Genomic DNA, 22514 nt, shown 5'->3' on the forward strand with positions numbered 1-22514 from the left:
TGCGCGAGGCCACTTCTCCGGACTCGTACACACCGACACGCATACTCGTATAGACGAGTGGGCAAGTTGTGTGGCAAGGTGATCCCGTTCCCGGCGTCACCGGGTTCGAAGGATGCATCTTGTCTAGACGAGTAGATGGGGAGAAACCTTGCGCACCATCCGTGTGGAGACCTCGGCCGCGACGATCCTGCTGACCGAGGCGCCCGAGCCCAAGGTCCGCGACCGGCAGTCGGGCGAGATCGCGAAGGACGCCATCAGCGGTGAGGCGCTGATGACGATCGGCGTCGTGTACATCGAGGAGGGGGAGTCATCCCTGATCAAGGTGACCGTTCCGGAGAGCGGGGTGTCGGAAGGGCTCGCCCTCGGTGCCCCGGTCTCCCTACCGGGCCTGGTCGCCCGGCCGTGGGAGAGCGTGTTCAACGGCCAGCAGCGCCACGGCATCGCCTTCCGGGCCGCCGCTGTCACTCCGGCCGCCTTCCCGGCCGCCATGGGGGCCACGGCCTGATGACCGATCTGGCAACGCTTCTGGAGGTGGGTGGTCCCGTCGCCGCACTCGGCGGTGGGGCCGCCTACGCCCGGGCGCGACACCCCGGCGTCTACTGGTCCATGGTCGGCTTACCGGTGTCCACGGTCCGGCTGCTCAGCTCCTACGGCTCCGTCATGGAGGCGTGCGGGCTGACCGTGACTCCCTCCCGGCTGCGGGTCCTGGCGGTCAAGGCCACCACTCGCCGTGAGGTCCGGCCCGTACCGCCGCGCCGGGGGATCATCCGGCCGACCACGACGGGGCTGCGGGTGCGCCTGCGGCTCGCCCCGGGGCAGGAACCCGCCGACGTGGCCGCCTCCGCCGAACGACTGCGGCACGCCTGGGGCGTCCACGCCGTCTACGTGACCACGGTCAAGCCGGGCGTGGTCGAACTGCGGCTCGTCGGCTTCGACGTGCTGCGGCGGGTGCGCATGCCACGCAAGCTCCGCCCGGACTTGCTCCGGGTGCCGGTCGCGCTGCGCGAGGACGCCACTCCGTTCGTACGCGACTACCGCACCGTGCCGCACCAACTCACCCTCGGCGCCACGCTGTCCGGCAAGTCCATGTACCTGCGTCACCTCGTCGCCGGCCTCGCCCGCCAACCCGTCGCCCTGGTCGGAATCGACTGCAAGCGGGGCGTGGAACTGGCGCCGTTCGCCCCGCGCCTGTCGGCGCTCGCCACCGACCCGGAGCAGGCCGCCGAACTGCTGCCCGTGCTGATCAGGGAGATGGAGGACCGGTACGACCTCATCAAGGCCCGGCAGGGCATCGCGCCGAACACGCCGGACGAGGAGATCACCTCCGACATCTGGGGCCTGCCCGAGCACGAACGCCCGGTGCCCGTCGTGCTGTTCGTCGACGAGGTGGCCGAACTCTTCCTCGTCGCCACGAAGAAGGACGAGGAACGCCGGGACGAGATGGTCACCCAGCTCATCCGGCTCGCCCAGCTCGGGCGGGCCGCCGGCATCTACCTGGAGGTCTGCGGACAGCGCTTCGGCGCCGAACTGGGCAAGGGCGCGACCATGCTGCGGGCCCAGTTGACCGGCCGCGTCTGCCACCGCGTCAACGACGAAGCCTCCGCCAAGATGGCACTCGGCGACATCGCCCCCGAGGCGGTCTCCGCCGCCTGCGCCATCGCCCCCGAGCGACCCGGCCTCGCCGTGGCCGGTGACACCTCCGGCGGCTGGTCCCGCATCCGCACGCCGTACCTCTCCCTCGGCGACGCCGCCGAGACCTGCCGCGAGTCGGCCCACCTGGTCCCTGGCCTGCCCGCGCTCAAGCCCTTCCGGCCCGACGTCCCCGTACGGCCGCCCGCCGAGACAGCGGGCCCGGTCGTGCGGCCCCGCCCGGTGACCGACTGACACGCGTCCGCACGCATCCCCGGCCGGCGTGGCCGCCTCACGCCATGTCCCTACCCCTCCCATGCCCGAACCCGGAAGGAGCCGCAGCATGCGCGCCCACCTGGCCCGTGTCGACGCGGTGCTCGTCCAAGCGGTCATCGCCGCCGCGCTGTCCTTCGCCCACCTGCACGACGTCGCCTCGGCGGCCGGACAGGACGGGTGGAAGGCGTGGGCCTATCCCGTCTCGGTCGACCTGCTGCTCGTCGCAGCCTGGCGCCGACTGCGCTCCGGCGACGCGAAAGCGGCCGGGTGGTGCTGGTTCCTGATCGCCCTCGCCGCGTCCCTGGGCGCGAACGTCGCCACCGCCGGACTGCTCGACCTGGACCACGTGCCGGCCTGGCTCCGCATCCTCGTCGCGGGCTGGCCCGCGGTGGCCTTCCTCGGCGGAACCCTCCTCGTCCACTCGTCACCGACCACGCACAACGACACCAGTGACGCCGTGGACCAGGAGACGCCCGAGGACATCGAGGACCAGGAGGACGCGCCCGATCCCGCACCAGAACCCCCGGCGCCTCCGACAGTCGAGTCGGCGCCGACACCGACACCGACACCGGTTCCGGCTCCGGTTGCCGTCCCGGCCGCCCTGGTCGAGCACGCCCGCAAAGTCGCCGCCGAGCACCACGCCCGTACCGGAACGGCCATCGACACCCCGACCCTGCGCGCCCGCCTCGGCGTCCCGCCGCCCATGGCCGACGCCATCGCCGCCCAGCTCTAAAAGGAGACCCGCGTGAGCACCAACCGCCGCTTCCGCTCCGTCACCCGCATCGGCCCCGTCCAGGTCGGCACGTCCTACGACGGCCGCGGCCGGGAGAAGCACACCGCCGCCTGCACGGCTCCGCGCTGCGGCTTCTCCGCCGACTACGACAGCCGCGCCGCCGCCGAGCTGGCCGCCCGTACCCACCGCTGCCCCGTCCGCTGAAAGGACCCGCACACCGTGACCGTCAGTCTGCCGCTCGTCGTCCTCCTCGGCTTCTTCGCCTGGGGAGCGGTCAAGTTCCTCGGTGTCCGCACGTGGATCGTCGTCCTGATCGCCCTCTTCGGCTTCTGGCTCTCGGACACCTTCATGGCCCCCGCCATCGAGTCTGGCACGCGCTCCGGCGTGGACATCGTCAACGGCTCACATGACTAGACGAGTAGGTAAGGAGAGCTTCGCCGTGTTCCTGCCCAAGTACCCCGACAGCCCGACGCCGCCGCCCGCGCACACCCACACCATGGCCGACCAGGCCCCGGCCCGGCGGCCGGCCCCTCAGATCTCCGTCAGCACCGGAGCGGTCGCGGTCGTCCTCGTCGGCGGCGTCGTGCTGACCGCGCTCCTGGCCGTCGTCGCCGTCACGGCCGTCTCCGTGGCCGTCGCCGCCGTGGTCCTGCGCTCGCTGCTGCGCGACCAGCACCGCCGCTGACGCACCGGACCCCCGGGGCGGCCTCGATACCGCCAAGCATCCGCCGCCCCGGGGGCCGTCTCCCTCCAGCCGAACCAGAAGGAGAAAGCCATCATCACCCGCGCCACTCCGCCTCCGCTCCACGAACTTGGCGAACTGGCGGCCCTCGGCACCATGCCCGCACTCCTGCGCCAGCTCGCCGGCCTCGGCGGCTGCACGCACCCGATCCGCCTCGACGGCCACCGCACCGAGTACACCGTCGACACCCGCACCGGCGAGATCGGCAACGTCCTCCACCACCTCGACTCCTCCAGCCTCCCGGCCGGTCACCTCCTGGTCCGCTGCAACAACCGCCGCATCACCCGGTGCGCGGCCTGCGCCGAGGTGTACCGCCGCGACACCTTCCACCTGATCACCTCCGGCCTGCGCGGCGGCAAGGGCGTCCCCGAACGCGTCGCCGCCCACCCGCGCGTCTTCGCCACCTTCACCGCACCCGGCTTCGGCCCGGTCCACAACCGCCCCACCGGCCCGGCTGGGTCGGTCCGCCGCTGCCGCTGCGGCGCCCTCCACGACCCGGACGACCCCGCCCTCGGTACCCCGCTCGACCCGGACACCTACGACTACGAAGCGGCCGTCCTCTGGAACGCGCACGCCGGTCCGCTGTGGCGGCGCTTCTCCATCTACCTGCGCCGTGAGGTTGCCAAGCGCGCCGGCCTCACCCAGCGGGCCTTCCGCGAGCACGCTCGGGTGTCCTTCGCCAAGGTTGCCGAGTACCAGAAGCGCGGCGCCGTCCACTTCCACGCCGTCATCCGCATCGACGGCCCCGAGGGCGGCGACACCCCGCCTCCTGCCTGGGCCACCGCCGAACTGCTCACCGACGCCATCCGGGCCGCCGCCACCGCCGCCCGCGTGGACGGCCCGGTCATCGAGGGCCGGCCCCACACCTTCACCTTCGGCCGTCAGCTCGACGTCCGCACCATCCGCTCGGCCGACTTCGACGGCGGCCAGGAACTGACCGAGCGGGCCGTCGCCGCCTACATCGCCAAGTACGCCACCAAGGGTGCCGAGACCGCCACGGGAGCTCTGGATCGGCCGCTGAGGTTCCTCGCCGAACTCGCCCAGCTCGACATCAACGACCACGCCCGCCGGCTCATCCGCACCGCCTGGACCCTCGGCGCGCGTAAGGACCTCGAACACCTCCGCCTGCGGGCCTGGGCCCACATGCTCGGCTTCCGCGGCCACTTCTCCACCAAGTCCCGCCGCTACTCCACCACCCTCGGCGCCCTCCGCGACGCCCGCGCCGAATGGCGCCGCGCCCAGGCCCTGGAAGCGGACGGGACCGGCCCGGACACGACCCTCGTCCTCGCGCACTGGATCTACGCCGGAACCGGCCTCACCGATGCCGAAGCCTGGCTCGCCGAAACCCTCGAACCCGCTCCCGGAACGGAAGGAGAGCCCACCCATGGGTAGCCGTCGCCTCGCTGTCGCGGAAGCGGCCTCCGAGTCACGTGGTCTGCCGTCGCGGTACCTGACTCCTGACGACCTGGTGGCGATGTTCGACCTGCCCAGCGTCGAGACGGTCTACCAGTGGCGTCGCAAGCGCACCGGTCCCCGCGGCTTCCGGGTCGGTCGGCACCTGCGCTACGACCCTGCGGACGTCCAAGCCTGGGTGGAGTCCCTGCGGGACGGGGTTGCCGCCTGATGGCCGGGCACATTCAGGACCGCTGGTACCGGACCGAGACCGGCCCGGACGGGAAGGTGCGCAAGGTCAAGACCGAGCGTTACGGGGCTGGCCTCCGCTACCGCGCTCGCTACGTCGGTCCGGACGGCACGGAGAAGTCCAAAAGCTTTCCCGACCGTCAGAAGCGGCTCGCTGATCAGTGGCTGGCGCACATCGAGGCGGACATGGCGCGCGGGCAATACATCGATCCGCGTGCGGCCCGGATCACCTTCCAGCAGTACGCCGAACGCTGGGTCGCCACGCAGGGCGCCGACCCGAACACCCAAGCCTCGATGGAGTCGCAACTACGGCTGCACGCCTTCCCCTACCTCGGCTCGCGTCCGCTCGGCTCCTTCCAGCCGGCGCACATCCGGGACTGGGTGCGGCAGTTGCAGGAGAACGGTGTCCGCGGGTCGTACGCCCGGACGATCTACTCCAACGTGCGGGCGGCGCTCAGCGCGGCCGTGGACGACGGGCACCTTCCCCGGAACCCTTGTGCCGCCCGGTCGGTCCGGCCGCCGACCGTCGATAACAAGCGCGTCGTGCCCTGGACACCCGAGCGGGTCTTCGCCGTCCGGGCCGCCATGCCCGAGCGCTACCAAGCCATGGTTGATCTGGGCGGCGGCTGTGGGCTCCGCCAGGGCGAGATTCTGGGAGTAGCCGTCGACGCGATCGACTTCGAGTCGGACACGCTCCACGTGGTCCAGCAACTGAAGCTGAGCCGCAGCAAGGCCGTGTTCGCGCCGCCGAAGGGCGGCAAGCTGCGAGATGTGCCGCTCCCCGGCCCCGTCGCCGATGCACTCCGGGCGCACATGAAGCGGTTCCCGCCGGTCGAGATCACCTTGCCGTGGAAGGTCGCCGACGGCCCTCCGGTGACCAAGCGACTCATCTTCACCGGGCCGCGCGGCGGGCACGTCTGGCGTACATCGCTCAACGAGGAGGCGTGGAAACCGGCGCTGGCTGCGGCCGGTGTCATCCCCGTGCCTGAGCGGGGCCGGCCGTACGCCGAGTCCCGCGAGAACGGCATGCATGCCCTCCGCCACTTCTACGCCTCGGTGCTCCTCGACGCCGGGGAGAACATCAAGGCCCTCGCCGAGTACCTGGGCCACTCGGACCCGGGCCTGACGCTCCGCGTGTACGCGCACCTCATGCCCTCCAGCCGGGAGCGGACCAGCAGAGCCGTGTCCGACGTCTATTCGAAGCTTCTGCACCCCGAACTGTGAGAGCCGCGGGCGGTCCGGCAGGATGCTCGGACTTGGTTACTTCGGGGAGGGAATCCATGGAGTCGACGGATGGCGTCATCAATCTGATTCACCTAGCCGACACACCTGGCACCAGCGGCCACAGTGTCTCCGTACGCGTCTTGGGTCGCTTTCAACCCGGAATCCTGACCGGCCACGACTTCCTCGACTGCGAGATCGTCATCGTGGCGGAATCTGTCAACGCCACTTTCCCTGTGACCCTCCTCCCTGAGGATCTGGAGGACTGGGAGGACGCCTTGGCAGCCTTGCGGTCCGGTCGGTCCGCCATGTGGCTCGAATCCGGGCGGACTCCTTCCATGAAGTTCAAGCCCGACGAGAGCGGCGGACTCTGGGTGTCCGTGTATGACGGGCCGGCGTCAGGGGTCACTGTCACCGTCCCGCTGTTCGTGCTCTCGTCGGCATGGGTCGACGAGCAGCGGGATCTACTAACCCGGGTACGCGGGGTCTACCCGAGAGAGGTCGTCGAGACGTCGCCCGGCGCCTATGAGTGGCGGCGTGACACCCGCTCCTGATGGAACCGCCGAGCAAGGGACGGCCCAGAGACGGCCCACGGACAACACAAAGCCCCCTACCAGCGAAGAAAACGCAGGTAGGGGGCTTCTTCGTGCGGCCCTACTTCTTCTTGCCCTGGTTCTTGACCGCCTCGATCGCGGCTGCCGCCGCATCCGGGTCGAGGTACGTGCCGCCGGGGGTGACCGGCTTGAAGTCGGCGTCGAGTTCGTAGGACAGGGGGATGCCCGTCGGGATGTTCAGGCCCGCGATGTCGGCGTCCGAGATGCCGTCGAGGTGCTTGACCAGGGCGCGCAGGCTGTTGCCGTGGGCGGCGATCAGGACCGTGCGGCCGGCCAGGAGGTCCGGGACGATGGAGTCGAACCAGTACGGGAGCATCCGGACGACGACGTCCTTCAGGCACTCCGTCCGCGGGCGGACCTCCGGCGGGAGGGTCGCGTAGCGCGGGTCGGAGAACTGGGAGTACTCGGCGTCGTTGTCGAGCGGGGGCGGCGGGGTGTCGTAGGAGCGGCGCCACAGCATGAACTGCTCCTCGCCGAACTCCGCGAGGGTCTGCGCCTTGTCCTTGCCCTGCAGGGCGCCGTAGTGCCGCTCGTTCAGGCGCCAGCTGCGGTTCACCGGGATCCACAGGCGGTCGGCGGCCTCCAGTGCCAGCTGCGCGGTGCGGATCGCGCGCTTCTGGAGGGAGGTGTGGAGCACGTCGGGCAGCAGGCCGGCGTCCTTGAGCAGCTCGCCGCCGCGCGTCGCCTCCTTCTCGCCCTTCGCGGTGAGGTTGACGTCCACCCAGCCGGTGAACAGGTTCTTCTCGTTCCACTCGCTCTCGCCGTGGCGGAGGAGGATCAGCTTGTACGGTGCGTCGGCCATGCGCCCGAGCGTAATCGAAGGCTCGTGCGCGTCGCGCGCCCCGCCCGAAGGTCGGACGGTTGACGGGATCCGTTAATCGAGTGGTCGCCCGGAGGCATCCCTTCGTAAGGTGTGCCTGCCGTTTCAGCCGCTTACATCCGGGGGGTCTCTTCCCATGTCGTCCGTCGTCCGTGCGAGACGCGCCGTCCGGGAGACCGTCTCCGGACTGCCCCCGGCCTTCTGGTGGCTGTGGACCAGCACCCTCGTCAACCGGCTCGGTGCCTTCGTCGCCACCTTCATGGCGCTCTACCTCACCCTTGACCGCGGCTACTCCGCCACCTACGCCGGTCTCGTCGCCGCCCTGCACGGGCTCGGCGGGGTGATCTCGTCCCTGGCCGCAGGGGTGATGACCGACCGGCTGGGGCGGCGGCCCACGCTGCTCGTCGCGCAGGTGTCCACGGCCGTGTCCGTGGCGGCGCTCGGGTTCGTGCGCGATCCCCTCGCCATCGCCGCCGTCGCCTTCCTGGTGGGCATGGCCTCCAACGCCTCCCGGCCGGCCGTGCAGGCGATGATGGCCGACATCGTGCGGCCCGAGGACCGTATCCGCGCCTTCTCCCTCAACTACTGGGCCATCAACCTCGGCTTCGCCGTCTCCTCCATGGCCGCCGGGTTCATCGCCGAGTACAGCTACCTCGCCGGGTTCCTCATCGAGGCGCTGATGACCATGGTGTGCGCCGTCGTCGTCTTCGTGAAGCTGCCCGAGTCGAAGCCCGTGCGGAGTGCCGAGGCGGCGGCGCGGGAGGAGTCCGTGCGGCTGGGGACGGTGCTGCGCGACGGGCGGTTCATGGGCGTCGTCGGGCTGTCCTTCCTCGTCGCGCTGATCTTCCAGCAGGGATTCATCGGACTGCCCGTCGCCATGGGACAGGCCGGGTTCACGCCGGCCGACTACGGCATGGCCGTCGCCGTCAACGGTGTGCTCATCGTGGCCCTGCAGATTCCGGTCACCCGGTTCATCGAACACCGGGATCCCGGGCGGCTGCTGGTGATCTCCTCGCTGCTCGCCGGATACGGCTTCGGGCTCACCGCCTTCGCCGGGTCGGTCGGCGTCTTCGCCCTCACCGTGTGCGTGTGGACGCTCGCCGAGATCGTCAACGCGCCGACCCAGACCGGACTCGTCGTCCGGCTCTCCCCGGTGCACGGGCGCGGGCGCTACCAGGGCATGTACACCATGTCCTGGGCCGTGGCCGCCCTGATCGCCCCGCTGATGTCGGGGTTCGTCATCGACCGGTTCGGCGCCGAGTGGCTGTGGGGGATGTGCGCCGTCGTCGGCACGGTGGCCGGCCTCGGGTACGGGCTGCTGATGCGGCGGCTGCCGGAGGAGGAGAAGCAAGCGGTCGCGGAAGGGGCCCAAGTGGTGCGCGGTACGCCGGAGGTCAGCGCGTCCTGAGAAGCGCCGGCCCCCGGCGGGGATCCGCTCGGCACGCCCATGCCGCTCGTCCCGCTCAGACCCTCAGCGGCACCGCGTGGATCTCGTCGGCCTTGTGGCCGGTGCGTTCGTGAATGCGCTGGACCGCGTCCGAGGAGGGTGCCTCGGAGAGGCAGTAGACCGTGCCGGACTCCGGGTCCGCCCACGCCTGCCGGAAGTGGACTCCCTCTTCCTGCTGTATCGCGAGGTCGGCCTCATGGGCCTCCCGCAGCTGGTCCTCCGTGATGCCCCGCATTCCGTGGTGGACGTCCATGAACTGAGCCATGGCTCGCGCCTCCTTTCGGGTTGCGTACCTTCCCCGTACCTCCCATGCTGCGCCCGCGCGCACCCACCGGCATGCCGAAGTCCCCGGCGCCCGTCCTGGGTGCCGGGGACTTCGGTTCGCAGCGGGCCGTGAGCGTACGGCGTCAGCCGCACTGGCAGGGGTTGCCCGACTGGCACCCGCAGCCGCAGCCCGAGCCGCAGCCGCAGGCGGCGATCAGCATGAGGTTCCTGATGTCGGCGGGCTGCTCGGTCTCGCGTTCCTGCGCGGGGTCGGGTGTCGTGCGGGGCGATTCGGCCATGGGACCCTCCTGGAGGCTGGTGCCTGCGTCCATGGGATGCCCGCCCCGCTGGGCGCGTCAACGGCGCATTGAGGCTCGTGGCGCCCCGGCCGGGCCCCTTCGCGCGGGTTCGTTCGGGCCCGCGCGAGGGAACCCCCGGTCATCGGGCGGTCAGGCGCCCTCGGCCCCCGGCACCGCCTGGATCTCCGGCTGGAGGTCCGCCTGGATCTCGTCCGCGTGCTCGCCGGTGACCAGGTACACCACCCGCTTGGCGACGGAGACCGCGTGGTCGGCGAAGCGCTCGTAGTAGCGGCCCAGCAGCGTGACGTCGACGGCCGTCTCGATGCCGTGCTTCCAGCGCTCGTCGATCAGGTGCTGGAAGAGGGTGCGGTGCAGCAGGTCCATCGCGTCGTCGTCCTGCTCCAGCTGGAGCGCCAGGTCGACGTCCTTGGTGATGATCACCTCGGCCGCCTTCGCCATCAGACGCTGGGCGAGCTGGCCCATCTCCAGGATGGTGGCGTGGAGGTCCTGCGGGACCGCACGCGACGGGTAGCGCAGCCGCGCGAGCTTCGCCACGTGCTGGGCGAGGTCCCCGGAGCGTTCCAGGTCGGCCGACATCCGCAGGGAGGTGACGACTATCCGCAGGTCGGTCGCCACCGGCTGCTGGCGTGCCAGCAGGGCGATGGCCCGGGCCTCCAGGTCGTGCTGGAGTTCGTCGACCTTCTGGTCGGCCTCGATCACGCTCTCCGCCAGCTTCAGATCGGCGTCGAGGATGGCGGTCGTGGCGCGCCCGATCGCCGACCCGACCAGCCGGGCCATCTCCACCAGACCGTCGCCGATCGAATCAAGTTCCTCGTGGTACGCGTCCCGCATCAGGGTTCCTCTCGTGCTTCTGTTCGGCTTCAGGGGCCGGGGCTCCTCCCCACGCTCCCACGTTCCGTCCCGTACGCGACCGATTCCATCACCTCAAATGAACCATCCCTGGCTCCAAGGTGAACTCTGGGCGACGAGTGTTCGAGCTCGCCCGCCCACGGCTGTGGGCACCGGCCGGGCCATGCCTAACCTGGACGCATGGACGTGAACGCGGCAGTCGCCGCAGTGGCAGCGATCGCCGGAGTACTCACCGGCGTCATCGCCATGCTGGCGTTCCGCTTCAGCGAGCGCGAACAGAGGCGCCCCACCCGTACCTCCCTGCACACGGACCCGGTGCTTCCGCCGGGCGTGGACACCGTCCTGTCCGTGCTGCGTTCGTCCGCCGTCGTCCTCGACGAGGCCGACGGCGTGGTCAAGGCCAGCTCCGCCGCGTACGCCCTCGGACTGGTCCGCGGCGGCAAGCTCGCCGTGGAGCCCATGCTGCAGATGGCCCGCGACACCCGGCGCGACGGCGAGATACGCCAGGTCGAGCTGGACCTGCCCCGCCGGGGGACCGGACGCGGCGAGGCCCTCGCGGTGTCCGCGCGGGTGGCGCCGCTCGGCTCCCGGCTCGTTCTGCTGCTCGTGGAGGACCTCACCGAGGCCCGCCGCATCGAGGCGGTACGACGCGACTTCGTCGCCAATGTGAGCCATGAGCTCAAGACCCCCGTCGGCGCGCTCTCGCTGCTCTCCGAGGCCGTGATGGACGCGGCCGACGATCCCGAGGCCGTGGAGCGTTTCGCCGGCCGGATGCAGATCGAGGCGACCCGGCTCACCAACCTGGTGCAGGAGCTCATCGACCTCTCCCGGGTCCAGAACGACGACCCGCTGGAGGACGCCGAGCCCATCCGCGTCGACGAACTGGTCGCCGAGGCCATCGACCGCTGCCGGCACGCGGCGGGCACCAAGGAGATCACCATGGCCTCGAACGTCCTGGCGCCCGAAGGGCTCGATCAGGGCGATGGCGGGCGACGGGCGGGCGGCGCCGCCGACCTGCGTGTATGGGGCAACCGCGGCCAGCTCGCCGCCGCGCTCGGCAACCTCGTCGAGAACGCCGTCAACTACTCACCCGCCCGTACCCGCGTGGGCATCGCGGCCCGCACGGTCGCGCAGCCCGGCGGGGACCTGATCGAGATCGCGGTGACCGACCAGGGCATCGGTATCTCCGACAAGGACAAGGAGCGCATCTTCGAGCGCTTCTACCGTGTCGACCCGGCCCGCTCCCGTGCCACCGGCGGCACGGGGCTGGGCCTCGCGATCGTGAAGCACGTGGCCGCCTCGCACGGCGGCGAGGTCACGGTGTGGAGCGCCGAAGGCCAGGGCTCCACTTTCACCCTGCGGCTGCCGGAGGCCGGTGCGGCCCGCGACCGCGCCCATCAGATGTCCCACCGGGACGAAACCGAAGGCCTCGACGGCGAGGCCGGACGGTCGGCCCACTCATCCCCCCACTCTTCCGATCCATCCGCGTACGAAACGCTTCCCTCCCCGGAGGTCCTTCCGTGACCCGAGTGCTCGTCGTCGAGGACGAGGAGTCCTTCTCCGACGCCCTGTCGTACATGCTCCGCAAGGAGGGCTTCGAGGTCGCGGTCGCGACCACCGGGCCCGACGGACTCGACGAGTTCGAGCGCAACGGCGCCGACCTCGTCCTCCTCGACCTGATGCTGCCCGGCCTGCCGGGCACCGAGGTGTGCCGTCAGCTGCGCGGCCGTTCCAACGTCCCCGTCATCATGGTGACCGCCAAGGACAGCGAGATCGACAAGGTGGTCGGCCTGGAAATAGGGGCCGACGACTACGTCACCAAGCCGTTCTCCTCCCGCGAGCTGGTCGCCCGTATCCGCGCCGTACTGCGCCGGCGCGGCGAGCCCGAGGAGGTGACACCCGCGGCCCTGGAGGCCGGTCCGGTCCGGATGGACGTCGACCGGCACGTGGTCACCGTGGGCGGCACCAAGGTCGACCTGCCGCTCAAGGAGTTCGACCTGCTGGAGATGCTGCTGCGCAACGCCGGACGGGTGCTGACCCGGATGCAGCTCATCGACCGGGTCTGGGGCGCCGACTACGTGGGCGACACCAAGACCCTCGACGTCCACGTCAAGCGGCTGCGCGCCAAGATCGAGCCGGACCCGGGCGCGCCGCGCTACCTGGTGACGGTGCGCGGTCTCGGCTACAAGTTCGAGCCGTAAGCCGGCCGGGCCTGAGCCTTTCGGGCGGTAGGCCTGCCGGCCGTAGGACGGTGAAGGGCGGGACCCCTGTGCGGGGTCCCGCCCTTCGTCACGTCTGTCGTACGACCGCTCAGTGGCCGGCCTGCCGGCTCGCGGAGGCCGCGTCGGACGGGGTGCCCGACGGGGCGCCGGTCTCCGTCGACTCGCCCGTCCCGGCGGACTCGGCGTCGCCCGGGGTGCCCGTCGCCCCGTCCGCGGCCTCGCCCGTGGTCCCGTCGGCCGGTTCCCCGGAGGGCTCCGCCGAGGCGCCCGGCGCGGCCGGGACCTCGCTCGGACCCCAGTCGCTGAAGAAGTGCTCGGCCGGGTAGACGAACGCACGCAGGCTCACGTCACCGGCCTGGCTGAAGGTGAAGGTGATCTTCTGCGCGTTGCCGTCCTGGACGGCCTCACGGCTGCTGGGCAGGACCGCGGAGGTGTTGCCCTTGCCGCCGAGGATCAGCGAACCGCCGGCCGGGATGGTCAGGCTGCCGCCCTCGGCGGGGGTCAGCTCGGCGGTCTTGCCGGTGCCGGGGACGGTGACCGATTCCAGCGTCTGGGCGGTGCGGCCCTCGTTGAACAGCGTGGCGGCGATCACGGCCGGGCCGGTGGACTCCAGGTCCGGCTGGGTGATGACCATGGCGTTCTGGACCTTGATGTCACCGACGGTCGTCGCTGCGTTGTCCGGCTTGATCTCCAGGGTCTGGGCGTTGTTGCCGGCCGCGCACGCGGAGAGCGAGGCGATCGAGAACGCGATGGCGGCGGCGGCGAGGGCGCCGCGTCGAAGGCTGCTGCTCACGGCGGAGGCAACTCCTTGACTCGAGCGTTTGGCGACCCGGTAAAGCCGCCTTAAGTGTCTGTCAGCGCCCTCAGGTTACCGAGCCGCTCCCGCGCGTCCGCACCCGACCCTCCCCGAGACCTCCGGCGTTCGCCCCGGAAGGCGTCCCCGGGCCGGCCCGGTGTCACTCGATCACCGGCGGCGTCACTCGATCACCGGCGGTCCGTATCCGCGATCCCTGAAGTCTCCCCGGTCTCCCCGGTCTCGGCAGTCTCATGAGCCACAAGTGACTCGTTAGTAAACCGACGTCGCTTGGGCGCCGCACTTCCGTGTCATTCACCTGTTCGCGCATTTCCCGTGAAGGAATGAGCGGGAGGCTGCGGAATTGATCACCGGCGCCGATCCTCACACCGTGTGATCAATTCCGGATTCGGCCGGAACCCGGCTCCGCTCACCGAACGGAGTAGCGGAACTCGAGCACTTGCAACCGGACATACGGGGACATTTGGTCACTCGTGTACTGCTTCGGACGCCTGTAACGTGTGCGTTTCGCTTGCCCCGGAGAGCCGCTCCGACCTGCGAATACCTGCTTCCGCTCGGCGTCCGAAGCACGTTCATGTTGCTGTTGTCAAGCCCCGAGAATGGCCCTGACCTGCGAAAACGCCATTCAGAAGACGCCGTATCCGTGTTACCCTGGATAGCCACGGAAGGGGTACCTGTCACATGACGTTCAAGGTTGGCGACACCGTGGTCTATCCCCATCACGGGGCCGCGCTGATCGAGGCTATCGAAACTCGCCAGATCAAAGGCGTGGACAAGACCTACTTGGTGCTGAAGGTCGCCCAGGGTGACCTGACGGTACGTGTGCCAGCGGACAATGCGGAGTTCGTCGGCGTGCGTGATGTGGTCGGTCAGGACGGGCTGGACCGGGTCTTCGAGGTGCTGCGCGCGCCGTATGCCGAGGAGCCCACGAACTGGTCCCGTCGTTACAAGGCAAACCTGGAGAAGCTCGCTTCGGGCGATGTCATCAAGGTCGCGGAAGTCGTGCGTGACCTGTGGCGTCGTGAGCGCGAGCGCGGACTCTCCGCCGGTGAGAAGCGCATGCTCGCCAAGGCGCGTCAGATCCTGGTCAGCGAGCTCGCCCTCGCGGAGAACACCAACGAGGACAAGGCCGAGGCCCTGCTCGACGAGGTGCTCGCCTCCTGAGGCACCGCTTCGTTCGCTCGGCGCTCAGCGGATGAGGCGGATCGAGGCAGTACCGAGCACGTCGAGGCAACACTCAGCGCATCGAAATGCCGCGGTGCCCGATGACATCATGGATGTCGCCGGGCGCTGCGGCATGTTCGTACCCGGACGCCGTACGTCCGTACGCTGCACTTGCGGCGTGCCGGGGAATGTGTCATCACTCACGTCCCCACCCCTGGCGTGCCGGTCCCGGGCGGTCGACTCGACCAGAGTCACGGAAGGGCTGGTCAGAGCGTCACGCCCGGCACTCCCCCGCTCGGGGAGCAGCGGGTACGCCCAGGCCATACCCACGTAGGCCGAGCACACAAACCTGACAGGAACCGATGTCTGACGATCAGCTTCCCCCGTCGTCGCCGCACCCCGCGTCCGGCCGTACGGCCGCCCGCACGGCGGCCGTGATCCCGGCCGCCGGCCGGGGCGTACGCCTGGGACCGGGCGTCCCCAAGGCGCTCCGCACGCTGGGCGGCACCCCCATGCTGATCCACGCGGTCCGCGCGATGGCCGACTCCCGCGCCGTCTCCCTGGTCGTGGTCGTGGCCCCGCCCGACGGCGCCGCCGAGGTCAAGAGCCTGCTCGACGCGCACGCGCTGCCCGACCGCACCGACTTCCTCGTGGTCCCCGGCGGCGGGACCCGCCAGGAGTCCGTGAGGCTCGGCCTGGACGCGCTGCCGCCCGGCTACGACATCGTCCTGGTGCACGACGCGGCCCGCCCGCTCGTCCCGGTGGACACCGTCGACGCCGTCATCGGGGCCGTACGCGACGGCGCGCCCGCCGTCGTCCCCGCGCTGCCGCTCGCCGACACCGTCAAGCAGGTCGAGCCCGCCGCCGGCCCCGGCGAGCCGGAATCCGTGGTCGCCACACCGGACCGGTCGCTGCTGCGGGCGGTGCAGACCCCGCAGGGTTTCGACCGGGCCACGCTGGAGCGCGCGCACCGGACGGTGAAGGACAACGTCACCGACGACGCGAGCATGGTCGAACAGCTCGGCCGGGCCGTCGTCACCGTCCCCGGGCACGAGGAGGCCTTCAAGGTCACCCGCCCCCTCGACCTGATCCTCGCCGAGGCGGTACTGGCCCGCAGGAGGCTCAACGATGGCTTCTGAGCCGCTCCCGGTGCTCCCGCAGGTCGGCATCGGCACCGACATCCACGCCTTCGAGGACGGCCGGGAGCTGTGGTGCGCCGGCCTGAAGTGGGAGGGCGAGGGACCCGGCCTGGCCGGACACTCCGACGCGGACGTCGTCGCCCACGCCGCCTGCAACGCCCTGTTCTCCGCCGCCGGCCTCGGCGACCTGGGACAGCACTTCGGCACCGGGCGGCCCGAGTGGTCCGGCGCCTCCGGCGTGGCGCTGCTGACCGAGGCCGCGCGGATCGTGCGGGAGGCGGGCTTCCGGATCGGCAACATCGCGGTCCAGGTGGTCGGCCCCCGCCCCAAGATCGGCAAGCGCCGGGAGGAAGCCCAGAAGATCCTCTCCGAGGCAGCGGGCGCCCCGGTCTCGGTCTCGGGCGCCACGACGGACGGCCTCGGCTTCCCCGGAAGGGGAGAGGGCCTCATGGCGGTGGCGACAGCCCTGGTCGTACGGGAAGCGTGAGCGGTCCGACCGGAAAGGGGCGCGGGGCCGTGCCGGCATGCGGCTCCGCCGGGCGGGCGCGACCGGGCCGGCCGGCCCGCACGTGACATACGTCGTCGAAAGCGCCGGACGCACCGCGCACGCCCCCGCGCCTACTACCCTGGACCCGTGACTATTCGCCTGTACGACACCAGCGCCCGGCAGATCCGTGACTTCACCCCGCTCCGGCCGGGTTGCGTCTCGATCTACCTGTGTGGTGCCACCGTGCAGGCGGCGCCCCACATCGGGCACATCCGCTCGGGGCTGAACTTCGACATCATGCGCCGCTGGTTCGAGTACCGCGGCCTGGAGGTGACGTTCATCCGCAACGTCACCGACATCGACGACAAGATCATCACCAAGTCCGCCGAGCAGGGCCGCGCCTGGTGGTCCATCGGCTACGAGAACGAGCGCGCCTTCACCGACGGCTACCAGGCCCTCGGCTGCCTGCCCCCGACCTACGAGCCGCGCGCCACCGGCCACATCACCGAGATGGTCGAGATGATGCGCGGCCTCATCGAGCGCGGGCACGCCTACGAGGCCGACGGCAACGTCTACTTCGCGGTCACCTCGTTCCCCGAGTACCTGAGGCTGTCCAACCAGGAACTCGGCAACCTGCTCCAGCCGTCCGGGGAGGGCGAGACCGGCAAGCGGGACCCGCGCGACTTCGCCATGTGGAAGGCGGCCAAGCCCGGCGAGCCGAGCTGGGAGACGCCGTGGGGCCGCGGCCGTCCGGGCTGGCACCTGGAGTGCTCGGCGATGGCGCACAAGTACCTCGGCAGCGCCTTCGACATCCACGGCGGCGGCCTCGACCTGATCTTCCCGCACCACGAGAACGAGATCGCCCAGGCCAAGGCCTACGGCGACGAGTTCTCCCGGTACTGGGTGCACAACGCCTGGGTCACCATGAGTGGCGAGAAGATGTCGAAGTCGCTCGGCAACTCGGTGCTCGTCAGCGAGATGGTCAAGCGCTGGCGGCCCGTCGTGCTGCGCTACTACCTCGGCACCCCGCACTACCGCTCGATGATCGAGTACAGCGAGGAGGCCCTGCGCGAGGCCGACTCCGCGTTCGCGCGGATCGAGGGCTTCGTGCAGCGCGCCGCGGAACTCGCCGGGCGGCAGGTCGAGCCGTCCGCCGAGGTGCCGCCCGCGTTCGCCGAGGCGATGGACGACGACCTGGGCGTCCCGCAGGCGCTCGCCGTCGTGCACACCACCGTCCGGCAGGGCAACAGCGCGCTGGCCGCCGACGACAAGGACGCGGCCGTCGCCCGCCTCGCCGAGGTCCGCGCCATGCTCGGCGTGCTCGGCCTCGACCCGCTGGACCCGCAGTGGGCCGGCGAGGGCGACCGCGGCGACGACCTGCACGGCGTGGTCGACAGCCTCGTACGCCTCGTCCTCGACCAGCGCGAGGCGGCCCGGGGCCGCAAGGACTGGACCACCGCGGACGCCATCCGTGACCGGCTCAACCAGTCCGGTCTGGTCATCGAGGACGGTCCGCAGGGGCCCCGCTGGAGCCTCGGCCCGCGCTGAGGAGCCCCGGCCGACGAAGATCGACTGTGCCGCCCGGGCCTCCGGGCGGCACACTGCAGAGGCAGACTGCACAGACGTACGCACAGACGCACCCGCACACGCACGCACCCACACACACACGACTTCACGGAGACGGATACCTCATGGCCGCGAACAACCGCCGCATGTCCGGCAAGAAGGGCGCGCAGGTCGGCAGTGGCGGCCAGCGACGCCGGGGCCTCGAAGGCAGGGGGCCGACGCCGCCCGCCGAGATGCGCAAGGGGCACGCCAAGCAGCGCGCCGCCCAGGCGAAGGTGCGCCGCGCCACGGGCCGCACCCCGCAGCGGCGCGGCGGCGGCCGATCCGCCTCCGAACTCGTCGTCGGCCGCAACCCGGTCGTCGAGGCGCTGCGTGGAGGCGTGCCCGCCTCCACGCTGTACGTGCAGCAGTTCATCGACAACGACGAGCGGGTGCGCGAGGCGCTCCAGCTCGCGGCCGAGCGCGGCGGCATCAACCTGATGGAGGCGCCGCGTCCCGAACTCGACCGCATGACCAACGGGCTGAACCACCAGGGCCTGGTGCTCCAGGTCCCGCCGTACGAGTACGCGCACCCCGAGGACCTGGTCGCGGGCGCCCACGACGAGGGCAAGGACCCGCTGATCGTCGCCCTCGACGGCGTCACCGACCCGCGCAACCTCGGCGCGGTCGTGCGCTCCGTCTCCGCCTTCGGCGGTCACGGTGTCGTCGTCCCCGAGCGGCGCGCCGCCGGGATGACCGCCGGTGCCTGGAAGACGTCCGCCGGTACGGCCGCCCGTACGCCGGTCGCCCGCGCCACCAACCTGACGCGGGCGCTGGAGGCGTACAAGAAGGCCGGGATCGCGGTCGTCGGTCTGGCCGCCGACGGGGAGTCCGAGATCGGTGAGCTGGACGCGCTGGACGGTCCGGTCGTCATCGTCGTCGGCAGCGAGGGCAAGGGGCTGTCCCGGCTGGTCGGCGAGACGTGCGACTTCCGGGTGCGGATCCCGATGCCGGGCGGTGCCGAGTCGCTCAACGCCGGTGTGGCGGCGGGGATCGTGCTGTACGAGGCGGCGCGCCGACGGAGCTGAACGGATGTTCGGCGGGGTCACCCGCAGGGTGTGTTCCGGGCGGTCCGGACAAGCTTGACGCGGTCCGGACACATCCGGCGGGTCAAGGCAGTGTCCTAACGCCCTGTCACTCGGTTAGATGAGTGTGGACACCAGAACACCCCGCACACCCACGGGGGACCGCTCGTCGGGAATCGACGACGCTCCCGCGCTGAGCATGGTGAAGGTGCCGAGCGATCCGGCGCAGGTCATCGTCAATCACGCCAGCTTCCGCGTGCAGCTGGGCGTCTCGGCGCGGCGCGCCTCGTCGCCGCGGATCGCACGGCACGTGAGTGCCGCCGAGGACACCGCCCGCATTCCCGTCGTCACCACCATGGGCACGGCGGGACCGGCCGCCACCCGCCGCCGTCCCGTCGTCTGGAGCGGGCGCTCCGCCCCCGACGACACCGGCGCCCACCGACTGCTCCAGGCCGTGCGGCAGCACGAAGGCGTCCGCCACGCCGACGAGCCGCTCACCGACACGGGAGCCACCCAGGCCATGCCGCGCGCGGGCGGCGGGTACGACTACGGCGACGACCCGGCCACCCAGACCCTCGAAACCCCGTTCGTCGGCGCCCAGCGCCGCCACGCCGACGGGCCCCTGCTGCCCCCGATGCGCACGGTCGGCAGCGCCTACGACGAACCGGGCTACGGGCCCGGATACGCGTCCGGACACACACCCGCCCACGCCGGCCCCGGTGACGAAGGGCCCGTCCGCGACGACGAGTTCGAGGTCACCGACCGGCGCGGCAGGCGGCACGGCGACGACCCCGCCCGGCACGCCTACTACCCCGGCCGCCGGATGAACCTCGGCGTCGTCCTGCTCCCGCTGCGCGTCTTCCTCGGCGGCATCTCCGTCTACGCCGGGATGAGCAAGCTCTGCGACCCGCTCTACTTCGAGGGCGGCGGGCGCGGCTCCATGGTCAAGTGGCTGCACACCCTGCACCCGTGGGACGTCGCCGAGCCACTGCGCCAGTTCGCCCTCGAGCACCCCATCGGCTCCGGGCTGGCCATCGCCTTCGCCCAGGTCGTCGTCGGGGTCCTGACCGTCCTCGGCTGCTGGCAGCGGGTGGCCGCCGTCATCGGCGCGACGCTCTCCGCGGCGCTGCTGGTCACCGTCAGCTGGAAGAGCGTCCCCGCCTACGAGACGCCCGACATCATCTACCTCGCCGCCTGGTCGCCACTGATCATCGCGGGCGCCCCCGTCTACTCCGTCGACGGGCGTCTCGCGGGCGGTGCCTGGCGCCGGCTCGGTCCCCGCGCCCACATCTGGGACCTGCGCCGTTACGTCCTGCGCCGTGGCGCCCTCGTGACCGCCCTGGTCTGCGGGCTCACCATGCTCGTCGGCTCACTGCTCGGTGACGCCGTCCGTGACGCCGACCGGGTGGTCGTCCCGGGCCCCGGCGAGGCCCCGCGCAACGAGCTTCCGGGCTCCCCGCTGCCGGAGGAGTCCGGCGAGCGCCGGCCGGAGAAGCGCACCCCGTCCGCCTCCACCTCGCCCACCCGGGGCGCCTCCTCGGGCACGGCGAGTCCGTCCGCCGGGACCACCACCCCCGGGGCGACCCAGGGGGCGGGCGCGGTCACGGACGCTCCCAGCCAGACCCAGGGCAGCGCCGGTCAGGTCCCGCCCCAGCAGTCCTCCCCGGGCGGCGAGGCCCCGAGCACCAGCTCCGGCCCGAGCTCGGGCGGCAGTTCCTCCGGCGGCACCCCGAGCGGGGACAGCGGCAGCTCCTCCGGGAAGCCGGGCCTGGTGGGCGGCCTCCTGGGGTAGGGCGGTCACCCGGGTACGACAGTGGGGTCCCGCACGGACGACGTGCGGGACCCCATTTCCGTACCCGGGTGACCTCGCGTCAGCGGCCCTGCGCGGCGAGCTCCTTCGCGGCCTCCGTCAGGTCCTTGGCGGTGTCGATCGCCCGCCAGTAGGAGCCCTGGGGGATCGGGAACCCGGCCAGGCGCCGCTCACGCGCGAGACGCGGGAACGTGGTGCGCTCGTGGTCGCCGCGCTCCGGGAGCAGGCCGGCGAACTCGGGGGAGAAGACGTACACACCCGCGTTGATCTCGAAGGTCGACGGCGGGGCCTCGATGAAGTCGGTGATGTGGCCGAAACCGTCCGTGCGCACCGCGCCCCACGGGATGCGCGGGCGGGCCAGGGCGAGGGTCGCGACGGCGTCCCGCTCGGTGTGGAAGTCCGCCATGTCGCGCAGCGAGAAACGGGTCCAGATGTCGCCGTTGGTGGCGTACCAGGGCCGGTCCGGGTGGGGGAGGCGGGCGGCGGCGTACTTCAGGCCGCCGCCGCGGCCGAGGGGCTCCGACTCGACGACGGTGGTGACGGAGACGGGCAGATCGGCGGTCTCCAGCCACTTCTGCAGTACTTCGGCGAGGTGCCCGCAGGAGATCACCACGTCCGTCACGCCCTCCTCCGCGAGCCAGGAGAGCTGATGGCCGATGATCGGGGTTCCCGTGCCGGGGATCTCGACCATCGGCTTCGGCCGGTCGTCGGTGTACGGACGAAGCCGGGAGCCCTGGCCGCCGGCCAGGACGACGGCTTGCACGGGGCGGGACACGGCACGCGGATCGGTCATGCCCGAACTGTACGTGGCACCCCGGGGCGCGAGCGCGGAGCGGCGGCTGCCTCCGCGAGGGAGGGGGTGCGGGGGTGCGGGGTGGGCCGCGGGTGGTGATGGGCGTCGACGGGTGACCCGGGGGCGGTGCGGGGTGCAGGGTGCCGGGAGGGCGGTGCAGGGTGTGGGACGGGGCGGTGCAGCGTGTGGGACGGGGGCGGTGGGGCGGGTGGGCGGGGCCCGTGGGTGGGGCCGGGAGGCGGCGGGTGGCCCCCCGGGGCTGTGCCGGGAGCCGGGTGGTCAGCGGTCGGCGGTGACGACGCCCGAGGCGAAGGAGGTGTCGCAGACCGGGCGGGCGTAGGACTGGGCCTTGGTGGGGCCGTAGACGCGGACCGCGGCCTTGCCGAGGGAGCGGGCGATGGAGGCGCAGTGCTTCGCCAGGGACGGGCGGTCGTTCACCGCCTGCTGCAGGTGGGTGAGGGCCACGCCCGGGTTCTCCTCCTGCAGTTCGACGAGCAGCGCGTCGCGCAGCACCTCGTGCGGCGCGCGGGCGCCGGCCCGTGACGGGGCTCCGGAGTCGGAGGTGTCCGCCGCGGTGAGCATGGGGCTAGAGGAGGTCCCCGACCAGTTGACTCCCGCGACCGCGAGGGTGCCGGAGAGCACCAGGACGACGGGCAGGACGAGGGCGAGGGAGCGGCCGATCCGGCGGGCGGGGCCCCGGCCGCGTCGCGTCTGAGGGTTAGTGGAGTGCTTCACGCGAGTGAGGGTAGCGCCCGGTAGCCGAGGTAAAACATTCCGTCACCGGTACGGGGGACAGGCAACCTTGATTCTGCGGTGGCATGTTGACGTCACTGCTCGAAATGACCGTTGTGCCGGGGTGTTTGTCGACCATGCGAAGGGCCCCGCAGTGGTCTGCGGGG

Annotated in this window: 26 protein-coding genes; 19 read left to right on the top strand and 7 right to left on the bottom strand. The window is 71.5% G+C overall.

The genetic code is table 11. The features are described 5' to 3' along the window. Nucleotides 1-148 precede the first annotated feature (148 nt). The 10 genes from IE178_RS21835 (at nucleotide 149) to IE178_RS21880 (ending at nucleotide 6796) form a co-directional block, all read left to right on the top strand. Nucleotides 149-505, top strand: coding sequence for an SCO3933 family regulatory protein (locus IE178_RS21835; RefSeq protein ID WP_193513475.1), 357 nt, complete (start codon nucleotides 149-151; stop codon nucleotides 503-505). After that, the gene (locus tag IE178_RS21840) at nucleotides 505-1884 is read left to right on the top strand and encodes an FtsK/SpoIIIE domain-containing protein (RefSeq protein ID WP_193513476.1); all 1380 of its coding nucleotides are present in this window, start codon (nucleotides 505-507) and stop codon (nucleotides 1882-1884) included. The genes IE178_RS21835 and IE178_RS21840 overlap by 1 nt, the downstream gene beginning before the upstream one ends. A gap of 88 nt (nucleotides 1885-1972) precedes the next feature. Continuing rightward, nucleotides 1973-2638: a DUF2637 domain-containing protein gene (locus IE178_RS21845; RefSeq protein WP_193513477.1), complete on the top strand. Its 666-nt coding sequence runs from the start codon at nucleotides 1973-1975 to the stop codon at nucleotides 2636-2638. 12 nt (nucleotides 2639-2650) lie between these two features. Further along, nucleotides 2651-2842, top strand: coding sequence for a mobile element transfer protein (locus IE178_RS21850; protein ID WP_018471714.1), 192 nt, complete (start codon nucleotides 2651-2653; stop codon nucleotides 2840-2842). 15 nt (nucleotides 2843-2857) lie between these two features. Further along, nucleotides 2858-3052: a hypothetical protein gene (locus tag IE178_RS21855; protein WP_055690856.1), complete on the top strand. Its 195-nt coding sequence runs from the start codon at nucleotides 2858-2860 to the stop codon at nucleotides 3050-3052. Between the two features lie 25 nt (nucleotides 3053-3077). Further along, nucleotides 3078-3323 carry a SpdD protein gene (locus IE178_RS21860; RefSeq protein WP_193513531.1) on the top strand — a complete coding sequence of 82 codons (246 nt, stop codon included), beginning with the start codon at nucleotides 3078-3080 and terminating at the stop codon, nucleotides 3321-3323. A gap of 153 nt (nucleotides 3324-3476) precedes the next feature. Beyond that, nucleotides 3477-4772: a replication initiator gene (locus IE178_RS21865; protein ID WP_193513478.1), complete on the top strand. Its 1296-nt coding sequence runs from the start codon at nucleotides 3477-3479 to the stop codon at nucleotides 4770-4772. Next, nucleotides 4765-5004 (top strand): helix-turn-helix transcriptional regulator, encoded by a 240-nt coding sequence (locus tag IE178_RS21870; RefSeq protein ID WP_193513479.1) that lies wholly within the window; start codon nucleotides 4765-4767, stop codon nucleotides 5002-5004. Before IE178_RS21865 ends, IE178_RS21870 begins: the two co-directional genes overlap by 8 nt. After that, a complete protein-coding gene (locus IE178_RS21875; RefSeq protein WP_193513480.1) occupies nucleotides 5004-6245 on the top strand; it encodes a tyrosine-type recombinase/integrase in 1242 nt (413 codons plus the stop codon). The genes IE178_RS21870 and IE178_RS21875 overlap by 1 nt, the downstream gene beginning before the upstream one ends. 56 nt (nucleotides 6246-6301) lie before the next feature. Beyond that, a complete protein-coding gene (locus IE178_RS21880; protein ID WP_193513481.1) occupies nucleotides 6302-6796 on the top strand; it encodes a DUF5959 family protein in 495 nt (164 codons plus the stop codon). Nucleotides 6797-6896: 100 nt separating this feature from the next. Here the strand turns inward: IE178_RS21880 and IE178_RS21885 are convergent, their stop codons facing one another. Then, entirely contained in the window at nucleotides 6897-7658 is a 762-nt protein-coding gene (locus IE178_RS21885; RefSeq protein WP_184763939.1) for a phosphoglyceromutase, read from the bottom strand. A 154-nt stretch (nucleotides 7659-7812) separates the two neighbouring features. On the opposite strand from IE178_RS21885, the gene IE178_RS21890 reads away from it, so the two are divergent. Next, nucleotides 7813-9084, top strand: coding sequence for an MDR family MFS transporter (locus tag IE178_RS21890; protein ID WP_193513482.1), 1272 nt, complete (start codon nucleotides 7813-7815; stop codon nucleotides 9082-9084). Nucleotides 9085-9139: 55 nt separating this feature from the next. Here IE178_RS21890 and IE178_RS21895 read toward each other — a convergent pair whose 3' ends face one another. The 3 genes from IE178_RS21895 to phoU all read right to left on the bottom strand — a co-directional run bounded on the left by IE178_RS21895 (nucleotide 9140) and on the right by phoU (nucleotide 10538). After that, nucleotides 9140-9388 (bottom strand): SCO4226 family nickel-binding protein, encoded by a 249-nt coding sequence (locus IE178_RS21895; protein WP_184763937.1) that lies wholly within the window; start codon nucleotides 9386-9388, stop codon nucleotides 9140-9142. 142 nt (nucleotides 9389-9530) lie between these two features. After that, nucleotides 9531-9686 carry a hypothetical protein gene (locus IE178_RS21900; protein WP_184763936.1) on the bottom strand — a complete coding sequence of 52 codons (156 nt, stop codon included), beginning with the start codon at nucleotides 9684-9686 and terminating at the stop codon, nucleotides 9531-9533. Nucleotides 9687-9836: 150 nt separating this feature from the next. Next, nucleotides 9837-10538 carry a phosphate signaling complex protein PhoU gene (phoU, locus tag IE178_RS21905; RefSeq protein ID WP_184763935.1) on the bottom strand — a complete coding sequence of 234 codons (702 nt, stop codon included), beginning with the start codon at nucleotides 10536-10538 and terminating at the stop codon, nucleotides 9837-9839. Between the two features lie 198 nt (nucleotides 10539-10736). On the opposite strand from phoU, the gene phoR reads away from it, so the two are divergent. Then, nucleotides 10737-12080 carry a two-component system sensor histidine kinase PhoR gene (gene phoR, locus IE178_RS21910; protein WP_193513483.1) on the top strand — a complete coding sequence of 448 codons (1344 nt, stop codon included), beginning with the start codon at nucleotides 10737-10739 and terminating at the stop codon, nucleotides 12078-12080. Continuing rightward, on the top strand, nucleotides 12077-12757 hold the full coding sequence (gene phoP / locus IE178_RS21915; protein ID WP_004929857.1) for a two-component system response regulator PhoP: 681 nt from the start codon (nucleotides 12077-12079) through the stop codon (nucleotides 12755-12757). Before phoR ends, phoP begins: the two co-directional genes overlap by 4 nt. A gap of 109 nt (nucleotides 12758-12866) precedes the next feature. Here the strand turns inward: phoP and IE178_RS21920 are convergent, their stop codons facing one another. After that, on the bottom strand, nucleotides 12867-13571 hold the full coding sequence (locus IE178_RS21920; protein ID WP_193513484.1) for a copper chaperone PCu(A)C domain-containing protein: 705 nt from the start codon (nucleotides 13569-13571) through the stop codon (nucleotides 12867-12869). Between the two features lie 702 nt (nucleotides 13572-14273). Here IE178_RS21920 and IE178_RS21925 point away from each other — a divergent pair. The 6 genes from IE178_RS21925 to IE178_RS21950 all read left to right on the top strand — a co-directional run bounded on the left by IE178_RS21925 (nucleotide 14274) and on the right by IE178_RS21950 (nucleotide 20804). Then, nucleotides 14274-14756, top strand: a complete 483-nt coding sequence (locus tag IE178_RS21925) for a CarD family transcriptional regulator (RefSeq protein WP_003953493.1) — start codon at nucleotides 14274-14276, stop codon at nucleotides 14754-14756. Nucleotides 14757-15118: 362 nt separating this feature from the next. After that, nucleotides 15119-15895 carry a 2-C-methyl-D-erythritol 4-phosphate cytidylyltransferase gene (gene ispD / locus IE178_RS21930; RefSeq protein ID WP_193513485.1) on the top strand — a complete coding sequence of 259 codons (777 nt, stop codon included), beginning with the start codon at nucleotides 15119-15121 and terminating at the stop codon, nucleotides 15893-15895. Beyond that, nucleotides 15885-16382, top strand: a complete 498-nt coding sequence (ispF, locus tag IE178_RS21935; RefSeq protein WP_184763931.1) for a 2-C-methyl-D-erythritol 2,4-cyclodiphosphate synthase — start codon at nucleotides 15885-15887, stop codon at nucleotides 16380-16382. The genes ispD and ispF overlap by 11 nt, the downstream gene beginning before the upstream one ends. 147 nt (nucleotides 16383-16529) lie before the next feature. Further along, nucleotides 16530-17930 (top strand): cysteine--tRNA ligase, encoded by a 1401-nt coding sequence (cysS, locus tag IE178_RS21940; RefSeq protein ID WP_193513486.1) that lies wholly within the window; start codon nucleotides 16530-16532, stop codon nucleotides 17928-17930. Nucleotides 17931-18073: 143 nt separating this feature from the next. Beyond that, entirely contained in the window at nucleotides 18074-19015 is a 942-nt protein-coding gene (gene rlmB, locus IE178_RS21945) for a 23S rRNA (guanosine(2251)-2'-O)-methyltransferase RlmB (RefSeq protein WP_193513487.1), read from the top strand. A 118-nt stretch (nucleotides 19016-19133) separates the two neighbouring features. Next, on the top strand, nucleotides 19134-20804 hold the full coding sequence (locus IE178_RS21950; protein WP_184763928.1) for a DoxX family membrane protein: 1671 nt from the start codon (nucleotides 19134-19136) through the stop codon (nucleotides 20802-20804). 79 nt (nucleotides 20805-20883) lie between these two features. Here the strand turns inward: IE178_RS21950 and IE178_RS21955 are convergent, their stop codons facing one another. After that, complete coding sequence (locus IE178_RS21955) at nucleotides 20884-21615, bottom strand: nucleotidyltransferase family protein (protein ID WP_184763927.1); 732 nt, start codon at nucleotides 21613-21615, stop codon at nucleotides 20884-20886. Between the two features lie 279 nt (nucleotides 21616-21894). Then, nucleotides 21895-22350 (bottom strand): hypothetical protein, encoded by a 456-nt coding sequence (locus IE178_RS21960; protein WP_184763926.1) that lies wholly within the window; start codon nucleotides 22348-22350, stop codon nucleotides 21895-21897. Between the last annotated feature and the right edge of the window lie 164 nt (nucleotides 22351-22514).

The sequence above is a fragment of the Streptomyces griseoloalbus genome (assembly GCA_014650015.1).
GTDB classification, from domain to species: Bacteria; Actinomycetota; Actinomycetes; order Streptomycetales; family Streptomycetaceae; genus Streptomyces; species Streptomyces griseoloalbus.